General features: G+C 66.4%; 13 protein-coding genes. 6 read left to right on the top strand and 7 right to left on the bottom strand.

What is annotated here, in order from left to right; genetic code table 11:
- The first annotated feature begins 117 nt into the window (after window positions 1–117).
- The 6 genes from recR (at window position 118) to EPD66_RS14640 (ending at window position 5,019) form a co-directional block, all read left to right on the top strand.
- Window positions 118–711, top strand: coding sequence for a recombination mediator RecR (gene recR / locus EPD66_RS14660; RefSeq protein ID WP_142849269.1), 594 nt, complete (start codon window positions 118–120; stop codon window positions 709–711).
- Between the two features lie 195 nt (window positions 712–906).
- Complete coding sequence (locus tag EPD66_RS14655; protein ID WP_142849268.1) at window positions 907–1,572, top strand: hypothetical protein; 666 nt, start codon at window positions 907–909, stop codon at window positions 1,570–1,572.
- Entirely contained in the window at window positions 1,569–1,745 is a 177-nt protein-coding gene (locus EPD66_RS24090; RefSeq protein WP_185961427.1) for a hypothetical protein, read from the top strand. The genes EPD66_RS14655 and EPD66_RS24090 overlap by 4 nt, the downstream gene beginning before the upstream one ends.
- A 178-nt stretch (window positions 1,746–1,923) precedes the next feature.
- The gene (locus tag EPD66_RS14650; RefSeq protein WP_142849267.1) at window positions 1,924–2,535 is read left to right on the top strand and encodes a DUF4136 domain-containing protein; all 612 of its coding nucleotides are present in this window, start codon (window positions 1,924–1,926) and stop codon (window positions 2,533–2,535) included.
- Between the two features lie 97 nt (window positions 2,536–2,632).
- Window positions 2,633–4,039 carry a YcjX family protein gene (locus EPD66_RS14645; RefSeq protein WP_142849266.1) on the top strand — a complete coding sequence of 469 codons (1,407 nt, stop codon included), beginning with the start codon at window positions 2,633–2,635 and terminating at the stop codon, window positions 4,037–4,039.
- Window positions 4,036–5,019 (top strand): TIGR01620 family protein, encoded by a 984-nt coding sequence (locus EPD66_RS14640; RefSeq protein WP_142849265.1) that lies wholly within the window; start codon window positions 4,036–4,038, stop codon window positions 5,017–5,019. The genes EPD66_RS14645 and EPD66_RS14640 overlap by 4 nt, the downstream gene beginning before the upstream one ends.
- Before the next feature lie 239 nt (window positions 5,020–5,258).
- Here EPD66_RS14640 and EPD66_RS14635 read toward each other — a convergent pair whose 3' ends face one another.
- From EPD66_RS14635 to EPD66_RS14610, 7 genes are all read right to left on the bottom strand, one after another.
- A complete protein-coding gene (locus EPD66_RS14635; protein WP_142849264.1) occupies window positions 5,259–6,164 on the bottom strand; it encodes a hypothetical protein in 906 nt (301 codons plus the stop codon).
- A gap of 8 nt (window positions 6,165–6,172) precedes the next feature.
- Window positions 6,173–7,831, bottom strand: a complete 1,659-nt coding sequence (gene nadB / locus EPD66_RS14630) for an L-aspartate oxidase (RefSeq protein ID WP_370511888.1) — start codon at window positions 7,829–7,831, stop codon at window positions 6,173–6,175.
- A gap of 17 nt (window positions 7,832–7,848) precedes the next feature.
- The gene (nadC, locus tag EPD66_RS14625; RefSeq protein ID WP_142849262.1) at window positions 7,849–8,703 is read right to left on the bottom strand and encodes a carboxylating nicotinate-nucleotide diphosphorylase; all 855 of its coding nucleotides are present in this window, start codon (window positions 8,701–8,703) and stop codon (window positions 7,849–7,851) included.
- 2 nt (window positions 8,704–8,705) lie between these two features.
- Complete coding sequence (gene nadA, locus EPD66_RS14620; RefSeq protein ID WP_142849261.1) at window positions 8,706–9,758, bottom strand: quinolinate synthase NadA; 1,053 nt, start codon at window positions 9,756–9,758, stop codon at window positions 8,706–8,708.
- A gap of 222 nt (window positions 9,759–9,980) precedes the next feature.
- Complete coding sequence (locus tag EPD66_RS14615) at window positions 9,981–10,961, bottom strand: DMT family transporter (RefSeq protein WP_185961426.1); 981 nt, start codon at window positions 10,959–10,961, stop codon at window positions 9,981–9,983.
- Window positions 10,907–11,299 (bottom strand): hypothetical protein, encoded by a 393-nt coding sequence (locus EPD66_RS24085; RefSeq protein WP_185961425.1) that lies wholly within the window; start codon window positions 11,297–11,299, stop codon window positions 10,907–10,909. Before EPD66_RS24085 ends, EPD66_RS14615 begins: the two co-directional genes overlap by 55 nt.
- An 83-nt stretch (window positions 11,300–11,382) precedes the next feature.
- Window positions 11,383–12,672, bottom strand: a complete 1,290-nt coding sequence (locus EPD66_RS14610; protein WP_142849259.1) for an Hsp70 family protein — start codon at window positions 12,670–12,672, stop codon at window positions 11,383–11,385.
- Between the last annotated feature and the right edge of the window lie 4 nt (window positions 12,673–12,676).

Below are 12,676 nucleotides of genomic sequence, written 5' to 3'. Positions count from 1 at the left end.
GCCCTTCGAGACGCGCTGCGCGCTCCTCAGGACGAGGGATATCCTCATGCTGGGGAGATCGCAGCAGCGACCGTCTCGAAGCATGCCCGCCACGCTTCTGCCGCATAGATACCGATCATGGCCGGACCAGAAATCGAACGCATGATCCAGCTTCTGGCCAAACTGCCGGGACTGGGGCCGCGTTCCGCCCGTCGCGCCGCGCTGTTCCTGGTCAAGCGCCGGGACAGCCTGCTCGACCCGCTGTCCCGCGCCTTGGCCGACGCGGCGGCGACGGTCAAGACCTGTTCGGTCTGCGGCAATTACGACAGTACCGATCCCTGCGCCATCTGCGCCGATCCCAAGCGCGATGCCAGCCAGATCTGCGTGGTCGAGGACGTGTCGGGCCTGTGGGCCATGGAACGCACCGGCCTGTTCCGCGGGCGCTACCACGTGCTGGGCGGCGTGCTGTCCGCCCTTGACGGCATCGGCCCCGAAGACCTGAACATCCCCGCCCTGCTCGCCCGCGCCCGCGACGGCCAGGTCAGCGAGGTCATCCTGGCCACCGGCGCCACGGTGGACGGCCAGACCACCGCCCATTACATCGCCGACCGCCTGAAGGATTGTCCCGTCTCCGTCTCGGGCCTCGCCCATGGCGTGCCGGTCGGGGGAGAACTGGACTATCTGGACGACGGCACCATCGGCGCCGCCCTGCGCGCCCGGCGGCCCGTCTAGAGTCCCGTTCCTTTAGGTCTGGCTTCGTATGGACCCCGCCCCATGCTTCGAGACGCCGCTTCGCGGCTCCTCGGGATGCGGCTAATCCGATAAATATCTCAATAGGTTAAGTCTCCTGCTGTAGGCGAGACATTCGCCCCCTGGATAGCCGTATTGTTTGTATGGTTTAATGCCCACTCCAGAACGGAGGGACGCATGGCCGAGACATGGGACGAGGAATGGCTGAACAACCGTCGCTTCTTCGACGAGGACATTCCAGCCGAAGCCGAGCGGGCGTTACATCTGGTAGCCCATTACTGGCACGACACGGACGAGGCGGAAGCCTATCTCCACGCCGCCCTGGGACTGGCGCCCAACCATCTCGCCATCAGCATCTCGGCCTATAAATTCTTCTTCTATAAGAACCGGCTGGAAGATGCCCTGCCCCATGCCGAAGCCTGCCTGGGCCATGCCCTGCGCCGCTTGAACCTGGGGCCGGACTGGCAGGCCCTGGAACCGGAGGATGCGGACTTCACCTCCTGGAAGCCCGAAGCGCGCTTCCTGCTCTTCGTGCTGAAAGCCTATGGCTATGTACTGGTGCGATTGGGCCGGGTGGCGGAAGGCCGTGCCCCCGTCGCCAAGGCCGTGCAACTGGACACCGCCGACCGCACCGGCTCGAACCGCCTGCTGAACGTCATCGACCGGGGCGGGCTGGACGAGGAAGAGGAAGAAGAGGTGCGCCGCGATTCTCCACCATCAGTCATACGGACATTGCACCCGTCTGACACCTTTGGCTTGTTGCCGCCGTGCCGCGAAAACGTGTTTCATCTCCCCCGCAAAACAACAAGACAAACAAGCAAGAAGGAGGGAAGGCACCGATGACCGAGGAAGTCCTTTATCACGTCCGTCTGCAAAGACGGGCCGACGGGTGGGCGGTATTCGACCCCGCGCATCCCGAAGAGGCCACCAGCTGCGATGTCCAGCCCGATTCCATCGAGCAGGCATTGACCCGGCACCTGAACCGGGCGTCCCAGCGGACGACAGTGAATCGCTGACCGCATCGGCGGTCGGAAGACCTGCGGGGGCGGCACGAGCCGCCCTTTTTCCTGTTGTACCCCTTTTCCCCATTCCGCCTCCTTGTGGTGAGTGCCGCGTGACGAGAGGGCCCCGGCGCCCTATATCTTTCAGCTAGAGGTTTCCGAAACGGTCACGCTCTTCAGCAAGGAGAGTCCCATGTTCCGTCATCTTTTCGTCGTCGCCGCCCTCGTGTTGGGGCTTGCCGCTTGCGGGCCGCGCATGGTGACTTCCGATGTCACCCGCTTTCATGCCTTACCGACGGCCCAGGTGGCGGGACAAAGCTTCACGATCATGCCGGTGGGCGAACAGCAAGGATCGCTGGAATTCCAGACATATGCGGAAATGGTCGCCGCGCAGCTGGAAGCGCAGGGCATGCTGCCCGTGGCCCCCGGCACCGGCCAAGCCGATTACGTGGTGACCCTGGATTACGGCCAGGGCGGACAGCGCACCCACATCTCCTCGCAGCCCTTCTACGGCAGCGCCGGCTACGGCTTCGGCTCGCGCAGTTGGTACGGCCTGGGGGCGACAATCCCGCTGGGCAGCGACACCCGCAGTACCACCTATTACACCCAATACCTGGAGGTCTCGCTGAACGACGGGAGGGTCTGGCAGACCGGCCAGCGCCGCGCCTTGTGGCAGGGCCGTGCCGTGGCCGAAACGGGTGTGCGGGAGCTGAACCCGGCCATGCCCTATCTCACCCGCGCCTTGTTCGAGCAATTCCCAGGCCCCAGCGGCCAGACCGTGCGGGTCCGCATTCCCACGGCATGAAAGGCGGGCGGATCGAGGGCCTCGTTCCTATTTCTCCCCAGACCCGGGCGCGCCATCCGCGCTATAGTTGCGCCGCCTGAGGAATCCGAGGGAGAACATGGTCGATTTCATTCCAAAGCTGAGCCCGTCCAACCTGCTGACCAGGAAGATCGAGTTGGGCGTGACCGGCTTGGCGCGGGCGGGCAAGACGGTCTTCATCACCGCCCTGCTGCACGATCTTCTGCGGGCCGAGACCACGGCGGCGAAAAGCCCCTTGCGCGGTTTCGGCCCCTTCGACGAAGGCCGATTGGTCGGCGCGGTGCTGCGCCACGACGCCAACGCCACCGTCCCCGAATTCCCCTACGGCCAGACCCTGCGCGCCCTGACCGGCGAGACTCCCTCCTGGCCCCAGCCGACCGAAGGCATTTCGCGCATCCGCGTGGAGCTGCGCTACCGCCGGGGCCGAGGCCTGCGGGCCGTCGCCGCCGGGCGCGGCCTGGGATCGGGCGAATCCCTCCTCACCCTCGATATCATCGATTATCCCGGCGAATGGCTGGTCGACCTGCCCATGCTGGAGCAGGATTTCGAGACATGGTCCCAGGCCATGCTGGATCAGGCGCGCCTGGGACCACGCGCCGAACTGTCCCGCGACTGGCTGTCCTTCGTCACCCAACGCGCGCCCGACACCGCGCATGACGAGGAATATGCCGCCGAGGCGGCCCGGCTTTATACCGAGTACCTACGCGCCTGCGCCGAACGCGGCCTGCGCTTCCTGCAGCCGGGCCGCTTCCTGACGCCGGGCAGCCTGCGCGGTGCTGCGGTGCTGCGCTTCTGCCCTTTGCCCGGGGCGCAAGCGGGGGCCAAGCCCGGGCGCGGCTCGCTGCACGAGGCCTTCCGCGCCAAATACCGGGATTATCAGGACAAGGTGGTACGCGATTTCTACCGCCGCCATTTCACCGCCCTCGACCGCCAGATCGTGCTGATCGATGCCTTGCGGGCCTTGGATGCCGGACCGACGGTGTTCGAGGACATGAGCCAGGCCCTGGCCGCCATCCTGGGCAATTTCCGCCATGGCCGCAGCGGCCCGCTGTCCTGGCTGACAGGACGGCGCGGCATCGACAAGGTATTGTTCGCCGCCACCAAGGCCGATCACGTGATTCGCGGCGACCGCCTGCATCTGGAGAACCTGACCCGGCGCATGCTGCATGTGGTCGACGAATCCAACCGCATCAAAACCAGTGCCGAGATCCAGGTTGCCGCCATCGCCGCGATCCGCTGCACCGAGGACATGCGGCGCTCCGATACGGGGCGGGAAATCCTGTTCGGCAGGCGCCCGGGCGATACCGAGGAACAGGCCTTCGATCCCGGCGCGGTGCCGCTGGACTTCCCGCCGCGCTGGGATGCCTTCCGCTATCGCTTCTGGGATTTCCAGCCGCGCAACGATCCGGCTTGGCGCCATGGCGGCTTCCCCGCCATCAAACTGGCCGAGGCGCTGGACTTTCTCATCGGCGAGGACATGACATGACCGACAAACGTCCCCCTCACGAGCCCGGCCCCGTCGATCCCTCGCTGGTGACGCGCCCCGCGCCCGAGGAAACCGCGCCGCCCGGTGCCGAACCCGGAATCGTCTCCTCCCCTGTCGAGGCTCTGGACGAGGAACCGCCGCCGGAGCCCTTGACCCGTCGCCCCTCGCCCTGGGGGCGGGTGCTGGCGCTGCTGGTCCTGACCATCGGCGCCTTCCTGATCTATGACACCACGATGTGGCTGTCGGGGCTGTTCACCCGCGATCCCGTCGGGGCGGGGCTGCTGGGCCTGCTGTTCGCGGCGCTGCTGGTCTCGCTCGCCTTCGCCTCGTGGCGGGAGGTCCGCGCCCTGCGGCGGCTGGGCGAGGTGGACAAGTTCCGCCGCGCCCTGGCCGAGGCCGAGGAAAGCAACTCCCCCCGCCGCCTGGAACAAGCCCTGACTCCGGTGCTGACGATGGTCGGCGAAAGGCGGCCGGAACTGGTGCGCAACTTCCGCCACCGCAGCCAGGGGCTGAACGACACCGCCGCCATCCTGCGCCAGTTCCACGGCGCGGTGCTGACGCCGCTGGATGCCGAGGCCCGCCGCGTGGTGCGCCTGACCGGCTATGGCGTCATGGGCGCCACCGCCGTCAGCCCCCATCCCGCCCTGGATGTCGCCATCGTCGTCTGGCGCAGCTTGGCGATGATCCGGCGTATCGGCGAAATCTACGGCTTCCGCCCCAGCAGCCTGTCCACCCTGGTCCTGGCCCGTTCAGTCATCACCAGCGCCGCCCTGGCCGCCGCCGCCGATCCCGCAGGCCAGGCCATGGCCGACGCCCTGGGCGGCAGTCTCCTGGAAAAGCTCTCCGCCCGCTTCGCCGAAGGCGGCATCTCCGGCTTGCGCGCCCTGCGCGTCGGCCTGCGCGCCATCGACCTCTGCCGCCCGATCCCCTTCGAGGCGGAGGAACGCAAGGGAATGCTGCGGACTTTGGTGGAGATGTGAAGGTATTTATAGAGACACAGACGGACCAAGCCATCTTCCTTCTCGTCACTCCCGCGAAAGCGGGAGCCCATGGAGCCGCAACATCCCTATCTGGCGGCTCACATCGTCCTAAAGCCCCAACATGGACCCCCGCTTCCGCGGGGGTGACGGATGGATAAGGGGGCGACGTCTTTGTCAGCAGTCCGGAATAATAAGAATCATCCGTGTTTATCTGTGTCCATCTGTGTCTCGAGCCAGTATCACCTTGGCCGCCGCCACAGATGGTCCGGCCGCAGATGGACGCCGCCGATCCAGCGGTCGATGCCGTTGGCCGCGATCCAGTCGGCTTCCCCGGCAAGCAAGGACTCACCGAAAGGCGTCAGGGTCAGGCCTTCGCCCCGGCGGACCACCGCCGCCTGCCGCCCGTTCATCAGGTCGTAAAGATGCGCCCGCCACATGGCAAAGCCCAGATAAGGCGCCCCTTCCTTGTCCTGCACCGCCTGGAAGCAGTCTTCTTCCTTGGCACAGCCCTCGGCGATGGCCTGCAAGGTCAGGGCGGCGGTCAGGCCCAGCCCGGTGGCATCGGGGAATTCGGCGAGATGACGTTCCAGCGCCGCTTCCAGGAACGGCAAGGCGGAAAGATCCTGATCCAGCAGGGCCACCACCCGGCGCGGATCGGGCGAACGAAGGGCGTTCCAGGCCACTTGGCCCAGGATGAATTGCGCCGTTGTCACCGCCTTGCGCTGGGGAAAGAGCGCTCTCAGTTGCTCGGGCGAAAGCTGCTCAAGGCCGAGAAAGCGGGGAACGGCCGGATGCTTGCCGATGCAGACAAGCGACAGGCGGTTGCAGGGATGGCGAGCGAACCAGGACAACAGGCGGACCAGGATGGCCTGGTCGAACAGATCGTGCTCGAACCACAGCACGACCTCTTCCTGATCGACCGAGGCTTCGAGCTCGGCCTGTTCGGCGGCCAGCATAGCGGCGATTTCGGCTTCGTCGGCACCATAGCGGCGAGCGATGAAGCGGGCGCGCAGGGAATGCCATTCCCTCCCCTCCACGCCCTGGGGCAAGGGACCTTCGCAGACGGGATCGATCGAGCGCAGGCGGTCTCCAGGCAGAGCGGCAAGCATGTCCATAATGTCATCGCCGCATCTGATATGGAGCATCGGCTGTCCTACTCCACGGGTTCCTGCTGCATCAGTTCCACCCGACGGGCGGAGAAATTGGGCGGCACCAGGATGGTGTTCTGCGGGGGCGCGATCGGATCGGGCTCGGGGAAGTCCAGCGTGTAATGAAGTCCCCGGCTTTCCTTGCGGTCCAGGGCCGAGCGGATGATCAGCTTGGCCACCACGGTCAGGTTGCGCAGTTCCAGCAGGTCCGAGGTGACGCGGAAGCTGGAATAATATTCGTGGATCTCGTCCTGCAGCAGCTTGATGCGGTGCTTGGCGCGTTCCAGCCGCTTGGTGCTGCGCACGATCCCCACATAATCCCACATGAAGCGGCGCAACTCATCCCAGTTATGGGAGACCACCACCTCTTCGTCGGAATCGGTGACCCAGCTTTCGTCCCAGGCGGGCAGCGGCGGCGGGACGGGGATGGTCTCCAGCCGCTCGCGGATGTCCTGGGCGGCGGCGGCGCCATAGACCAGGCATTCCAGCAGCGAGTTCGAGGCCATGCGGTTGGCGCCGTGCAGGCCGGTGAAGGCGACCTCGCCGATGGCGTAGAGCCCCGCCACATCGGTCCGCCCATGCCGATCGGTCATCACCCCGCCGCAGGTGTAATGGGCAGCAGGCACCACCGGGATCGGCTGCCTGGTGATGTCGATGCCGTATTGCAGGCAGGTCTGGTAGACGGTGGGGAAATGACCGCGCACGAAATCCGGATCGCGGTGGCTGATATCCAGATGCACGCAATCCAGGCCCAGCCGCTTCATCTCGTGGTCGATGGCCCGCGCCACGATGTCGCGCGGGGCCAGTTCGCCGCGCGGGTCGAAGCGCTGCATGAACCTTTCACCGTCGGGCAGCAGCAGCCTTGCCCCCTCGCCGCGCAGGGCCTCGGTCACCAGGAAGGTCTTGGCCTGCGGGTGATAGAGGCAGGTCGGATGGAACTGGCTGAATTCCATGTTGGCGACACGGCAACCGGCGCGCCAGGCCATGGCGATGCCGTCGCCGGTGCTGCCGTCGGGATTGCTGGTATAGAGATAGACCTTGCTGGCCCCGCCGGTGGCCAGCACCACCACGCGGGCACGGAACAGCTTCACATGGCCGTCCGCCACGTCCAACGCATAAGCCCCGACACAGCGCCCCAGCCGCTTGCCCGGCAGCTTCTCGCGGATCAGGTCCACCGCGACATGGTTTTCCAGCAGAATCGCGCCGCTTTCACGCACCCGGTCGGCCAGGGTGGTCTCGACCGCCATGCCGGTGGCGTCGGCGGCGTGGATGATGCGGCGATGGCTGTGGCCGCCCTCGCGGGTCAAGTGATATTCCAGGCCGCTGCCGTCGGGGGATTCGGCGCGGGTGAAGGGCACGCCATAGCCGATCAGGCGCTGGATGGCCTCCTTGGCATTCTCGACCACGAAGCGGACGGCATTGCGGTCGCACAGCCCGGCCCCCGCGACCAGCGTGTCTTCGATATGGGATTCGACGGTGTCGGCATCGTCCAGCACGGCGGCGATGCCACCCTGGGCATAGAAGGTGCTGCCCTCGGTCAGGTCCTTCTTGGACAGCACCGCGACGCGGGCATGGGGCGCCAGCTGCAGCGCCAGGGTCAGTCCGGCGGCGCCGCTGCCGATGATCAGGACGTCAAAGACCTGCCCGTTATCCAGTTTAGGCACCCCCATCGCCCTTGCTCCTAGTGCCAGTCCAGCCCGATATCGACGGAACGGGCCGATTGGGTGATGCGTCCCACCGAGACGAAATCCACGCCGCTTTCGGCAATGGCGCGGATGGTATCGAGAGTGACCCCGCCCGAAGCCTCGGTGCGGCAGCGTCCCGCCACGATCGCGACGGCCTGGCGCAGCATCTCGGGAGGCATGTTGTCGAGCAGCACGATATCCGCCCCGGCCTCGACCACCTCGGCCACCTGCTCCAGCGTATCGCATTCCACTTCGATATTGGGAAGGTTTCGCGCCTTGGCGGCGGCGACGGCGGCGGCGACCGAACCGCAGACGGCCAAGTGGTTGTCCTTAATCAGCACGCCGTCATAGAGGCCCATGCGATGGTTGCGCGCGCCGCCGATGCGGGCGGCGTATTTCGCCATCTGGCGCAGGCCGGGAACGGTCTTGCGGGTATCGAGCAGGGTGCAGCCGGTGCCCGCGATCCGCTCGACATAGCGGCGGGTCTCGGTGGCGATGCCCGACAGGTGCTGAAGCAGGTTCAGCGCCGTGCGTTCCGCCGTCAGCAGGCCGCGCGCCGGACCTTCCAGCTGGGCGATGACGGCGCCGGGGGCGATCTTCTCGCCATCGACGCAATGGGCCGTCCACACCGCTTCGGGCACCACATGGGCGAAAACGGCCTGGGCGATGGGCATACCGGCGACGACCATCTCCTCGCGCGCGACCATCACGCCGGTGAAGCGCAGATCGGCGGGGATCACCGCTTCCGAAGTGATGTCCCCGACACCGCCCAGATCCTCGGCCAGGGCCGCCGCGATGACGCGGGCGACCTCTTCTGCGCTCAGGCCTTGGGGCAAGGAATAGCTGGTCATGGTCAGGACGCCGCCGGGCGGGCCGCCATCGAGGCGCCGATGCCCTTGGACATTTCCAGCATCCGCTCCAGCGGGCGCTTGGCGGCCAGACGCAAGTCTTCGGGCAGTTCCAGCGCCGGGGCCTCGTTGACCAGGGACAGGTACAGCTTCTCCATGGTGTTCAGCTCCATGAAGGGACAGTTCGAGCAATTGCAGCCTTCGTCCAGCCCCGGCACCGGGATGAAGGTCTTTTCCGGAGCCGATTTCTGCATCTGGTGGATGATATGCGGCTCGGTGGCGATGATGAATTCCTTGGCGTCGCTGCCCAACACGTAATCGAGGATCGAGCGGGTCGAGCCGACATGGTGGGCATGGCCGAGGATGGTCTGCGGGCATTCCGGATGGGCGGCGACCCGGGCCTCGGGATGATGCACGGTCAGCTTGACCAGTTCGCGTTCCGAGAAACGCTCATGCACGATGCAGCTGCCCTGCCACAGCGTCATCTGCCGCCCGGTCTTGCGCTGCAGCCAGGCGCCGAGATGGCGGTCCGGCGCGAACAGGATCGGCTGGTCCGGCGGCAATTGGTTGATGATCGCCTCGGCATTGGACGAGGTGACGATGATGTCCGACAGCGCCTTCACCTCGGCCGAGCAGTTGATATAGGTGACGGCGATATGGTCGGGATGGGCTTCACGGAACTTGCGGAAGGGCTCGGGCTGGCAGGAATCCTCCAGCGAGCAACCGGCCTCGGCATCGGGAATGATGACCTTGCGGTCGGGGCTGAGGATCTTGGCGACCTCGCCCATGAAGCGCACGCCGCAGAAGACGATCATGTCGGCATCGGTCGCCGCCGCCTTGCGCGACAGGTCCAGCGAATCGCCCACGAAATCGGCGATGTCCTGGATTTCGCCGTCCTGATAGTAATGGGCCAGGATGACGGCGTTCTTCTCGCGCTTCAGCCGTTCGATCTCTGCGGCCAAGTCGAGAGTCGGGTCGATCCCCTTTTCGGTCAAGGCATCGGGGCCCGGCGGCACGATCCTATCCTCAAGGATCTGACTCGTCTGCGTCTGGGTCATCACTCGAACACTCCTCGCGCCCGGCCTTTTGGGCTGGCCTTGGCAAAGCGCCATTTTGTCGCGGAATTGGGCGACCTTGGCAAGGGCTGTGGCAGATTTTCAGCCCCGGAAGCGGTCCGGAAAACCGGCGAGCCCCCTCCGGGCGGCGGCCCATTCCCCTCTTTTCCGGCATATAAAAGGGCCCCCTCCGGCCGCAACGCCCCACCAGAGAGAGCCCTGCCCTCACGCCGTCCGGGGATTGCCCCCGGCCGCCTTCATGGCCTTCTTCTTCGCCCTTTCGCCCAGCCAGACACCGGCCAGGACCAGGGCCATTCCGGCCCAGGCATTGGCCCCCACCGTCTCGCCCAGGAACAGTACGCCGCAGGCCACCGCCACCAGCGGCACGAGGTAGTTCGTCAGTGACAGGAAGGCCGGCCCCGCCGAGGCGACGATGCGGAAATAGAGGATCGAGGCGCCGCCGGTAGCGAACAGCCCCAGCATCACCGCCAATCCCCAGCCGCGCCCGGTCGCCTCCCGCACCGGCGTCCAGCCCTCGACAAGCAAGGCAAGCGGCACCGCCGCCGCAGCGGCAGCAAGCATCGCCCCTGATGCGGTGACGAGGGGCGGCAGGTCATCGGGCAGTCGTGCCGACAGGATGGCGGTCAGGGCGAAGCAGGCCGCCCCCAGCAGGACGGCGAACAGGCGCATGGGCTGGGCGTCTTCGCCGGTCATGCCGGGCGCCAGCAGCACCACGATCCCGGCGAAGCCGACGGCAAATCCCAGCAGCCGCCCGCGCGTCATCCTTTCCCCGCGCACCAGGAAATGGGCCATCACCAGGGTGATGGTCGGCGCGGTGGCGATGATGATGCCCGCCAGGGAACTGTCGATGCCTTCCTGCCCCCAGGTGATGACGTAGAAGGGCAGCACATTGCCGATCAGGCCGATGGCAAGGAAATGCCCCCACAGCCCAGGCGCGCGCGGCAGGCGATGGCCCCAGGCCAGCGCCAAGGCCGTGACCGCCAGCGCCGCCACCGCCATCCGCAGCCCGGTCACCGTGGCCGGCGGCAGGGTCTTCACCGCCAGGTCCTGGAACATGTAGGACGAGCCGAGGAACAGGCTGAGCAGAGCCAGCAGCAGCCAATCCGCCGCGCGATGCCCCAGGAAACGCACTATTTGCGCGACCGGCCCAGCCTGCGGGCATTGGCCGTTACCCGCTGCCGCCACGGCGCCAACCCGCCCAGCGCGGCCGCCGTCGAGACCGCCGCCGTCTCGGCGGTAATGCGCCAGAAACCCTGCCACATGGCAAGATAGCCGATCCACAAGGTCTCGGCCGCCGCCGCCCATTTCTCGGCGACCATGCGGTACATTTCCGGCATGTCCGTCTTGGAGGGGTCGACCATGCCCTGCCCCATGAGATTGAGCCGATGCCCCACGCAGATGGCCGCCGCCGGTCCCATCTCCTGCCAATGCAGTTGACAGCGCTGCGCCTTGCGCGCGCTCGCCACCAGAGTACGGGCGGTGCGGAAATCGGGGCTGGGAAAGACGCGATGACGATGATGCATGACCCCTCCGTTCGTTGCGGAAGAGTAACATTCAGGAGGGAGGAATGTTCCCAAAGGCGGCAGAGCCTCAGGCCCCCTTTTTCTCAGCCGCCGAAGACTTCCCGCGCCCGATAGGCCAGGCCGGTCGCCACCGAGACGAACTCGCCGCCGGCGCTGATGCGGTCCTCGCCGAAGCGGCGGGAGAAGATGGCGCGGACGGCGGGGACGAGGGAGGAGCCGCCGGTCATGAAGACGCGGTCCACCTTATGGGCGGGGATGCCGGTCTTCTCCAGCAGGCCTTCGACGCAGGTCTCGATCTCGGTCAGTTCCGGTTCGATCCAGCCTTCGAACTCGGCGCGCGTGACGGTGCGGGTAATGTCGATGGGGTCGAAATCGAAGCGGAACACGCTTTCCCCCGCCCGCGACAGGTCCAACTTCACCTTCTCGACGGCGCGGTAGAGGTGATAGCCGAGATTATGCTCGATCAGCGTCAGCAGATTCTCGATCCGGTCCGGCGCATCGGCGAAGCGCTGGATGTCGCGCAGCATGCGCAAGGTGGGCGGGGCATTGAGGAAGCCGATATGGTGCCAGCGTTCGAACTTGCCGAAGATCCAGGCCGGAACCGGCAGGGTCTTGCCGTCGCTGCGGTAATTGGCCTTCTTGCCGAAGAAATCGGCGATGCCGTGCTCGACGATGCGGCGGTCGAAGGCATCCCCGGCGATGCCGACGCCGTTGGTGCCGATGATGGCCTCTTCCGGGCGGTCCAGCCCAGCACGACCGGGACCCAGGCGGACCAGACAGAAATCGCTGGTGCCGCCGCCGAAATCGGCGACCAGCACGGTCTGGTCGTGGTCGAGGCCCTGTTCATAATAATAGGCGGCGGCGATGGGCTCGTATTCGAAGGCGAGATCGGCAATGCCCGCCTTGGCGAAGGCCTCGCGCAGCCGTCCCACCGCGAAATCGTCCTCGGCCCGCCCATCCTCGGCGACGAAGCACACCGGGCGTCCGGCGACCAGGCGCTCGATCTTCCCGCCCGCCTGGACCTCCGCCGTCTCGCGCAGGCGGCGCACCACCAGGGCGATCAGGTCTTCCAGGCTATAGGTGGCGTTGAAGATGGAGGCCGAGGTGAAGGAACGGCTGGTCAGGTAGCTTTTGAAGGATTGCAGCAGCCGGGCCTCGCCGTCGCCTTCGAGATAGGCCTCGATGGCTTCCTGGCCGATCCGGGCGATCGGACGGCGGCGTTCGTCGCGGTGACCGTCCTCGAAGGCCAGCATGGAGCGCATGGTCTCCGCCCTGGCCTGACCGAACACCATGGGGACGACGGCGGCGCGCCCCTGTCCGTCCACCAGGCTGACGGCGCTGTTGGTTGTGCCGAAATCCATTCCCGCGAACATGGTG

The sequence above is a fragment of the Telmatospirillum sp. J64-1 genome (assembly GCF_006980715.1).
GTDB classification, from domain to species: domain Bacteria; phylum Pseudomonadota; class Alphaproteobacteria; order Rhodospirillales; family Magnetospirillaceae; genus Oleiliquidispirillum; species Oleiliquidispirillum nitrogeniifigens.
Note: the sequence above shows the minus strand (reverse complement) of the source record. Positions and strands in the feature narration are given on the sequence as shown.

Coding starts and splice junctions, on each gene's coding strand:
- recR (WP_142849269.1), top strand. CDS start 118: ATGGCCGGACCAGAAATCGAACGCATGATCCAGCTTCTGGCCAAACTG.
- EPD66_RS14655 (WP_142849268.1), top strand. CDS start 907: ATGGCCGAGACATGGGACGAGGAATGGCTGAACAACCGTCGCTTCTTC.
- EPD66_RS24090 (WP_185961427.1), top strand. CDS start 1,569: ATGACCGAGGAAGTCCTTTATCACGTCCGTCTGCAAAGACGGGCCGAC.
- EPD66_RS14650 (WP_142849267.1), top strand. CDS start 1,924: ATGTTCCGTCATCTTTTCGTCGTCGCCGCCCTCGTGTTGGGGCTTGCC.
- EPD66_RS14645 (WP_142849266.1), top strand. CDS start 2,633: ATGGTCGATTTCATTCCAAAGCTGAGCCCGTCCAACCTGCTGACCAGG.
- EPD66_RS14640 (WP_142849265.1), top strand. CDS start 4,036: ATGACCGACAAACGTCCCCCTCACGAGCCCGGCCCCGTCGATCCCTCG.
- EPD66_RS14635 (WP_142849264.1), bottom strand. CDS start 6,164: ATGCTCCATATCAGATGCGGCGATGACATTATGGACATGCTTGCCGCT.
- nadC (WP_142849262.1), bottom strand. CDS start 8,703: ATGACCAGCTATTCCTTGCCCCAAGGCCTGAGCGCAGAAGAGGTCGCC.
- nadA (WP_142849261.1), bottom strand. CDS start 9,758: ATGACCCAGACGCAGACGAGTCAGATCCTTGAGGATAGGATCGTGCCG.
- EPD66_RS24085 (WP_185961425.1), bottom strand. CDS start 11,299: ATGCATCATCGTCATCGCGTCTTTCCCAGCCCCGATTTCCGCACCGCC.
- EPD66_RS14610 (WP_142849259.1), bottom strand. CDS start 12,672: ATGTTCGCGGGAATGGATTTCGGCACAACCAACAGCGCCGTCAGCCTG.